The sequence below is a fragment of the Hansschlegelia beijingensis genome, assembly GCF_045505405.1.
GTDB lineage: Bacteria > Pseudomonadota > Alphaproteobacteria > Rhizobiales > Methylopilaceae > Methylopila > Methylopila beijingensis_A.
Map to the genome: position 1 here is coordinate 1 of NZ_JBJKEX010000603.1, position 982 is coordinate 982.

The window sequence follows — 982 nt, forward strand, 5'->3', positions numbered from 1 at the left end:
CACGGTCATTTACGTCTGCGCCCATTCGGCCGAGGGCGCGATGGGCATCGTGGTCAACAAGCCGGCGCCGCATATCAGTTTCCCGGACCTTCTGGTGCAACTCGACATCATCACAGTTCGGGAACGGTCCGCTCCTCCTCCACATTGGTCGCCACGAGGTCGATGCCGTGGCGGGCGAGCAGGCCGGCCAGATCGGCCGGATGGATCGAGGCGCCCCGCACCGCATCGGGATCGAGCAGCCGCTCGGCGGCGACCTTGACGAAGCGGACGCCCTTCTGGGCGAGCTCGCGGGGCTCCAGCCTCAGGTCGGCCGTGCGGTCCATCGACAGCCGCACCCCGCGTTCGCGGAAGCCGTCGAGCGCGGCCCGCTGCACCGCGTCGAGCTGCTCGAACTCCGCCTGCCGCAGTTCGAGCACCACCAGACGCGCGCATTCCGACTGGCGATCCAGCGTCGCCCTGATGGCCGCGACGGCGGCGTCGTCCGAGAGCGTGCTCGGCGCGATGTTCACGAACACCGACCCGGTGCGCCCGCTGGCCGCCAGCCGCAAAGCCACCCCGGCCGCGCGCTCCAGCGCCCGGCGGTCGATCTCCGCCAGCCTGCCGGCCGCCGCGGCGACGTCCATGAAGCCTGCGGCCTCGGTGACGACCTCGTTCTCGATCAGCCGCGACAGCGCCTCGTAATGCAGGATGCGCCGGCTCGGCAGCGACACGACCGGCTGAAGATGGACGTCGATGCGGTCGTCGCGCAGGGCGAGCTCGAGCCGCGCCAGAAGGCCGAGGTCCGGGGTCGCCGCGCGGCGAAGGGGCTCAGCCGGAGCCTCCGGTTCGTCCGGGTCGAACGGCTCGAGGTCCGGCCTTGTCCGGCGCGGTTCGAACCCCTGACCTCTGCAGTGCGATTGCAGCGCTCTCCCAACTGAGCTACGGCCCCGCATCCCCGAAGGCGCGCATTTAGGTTGCCCGCCAGCGCACTGTCAAGCGCCGG

1 protein-coding gene is annotated in these 982 nt (G+C 71.0%); it reads right to left on the reverse strand.

Translation table 11 applies throughout. The annotated features are described in order from the left end of the window. Nucleotides 1–110 precede the first annotated feature (110 nt). A complete protein-coding gene (locus tag ACIKT0_RS19010) occupies nt 111–932 on the reverse strand; it encodes an EAL domain-containing protein (protein WP_407106852.1) in 822 nt (273 codons plus the stop codon). Between the last annotated feature and the right edge of the window lie 50 nt (nt 933–982).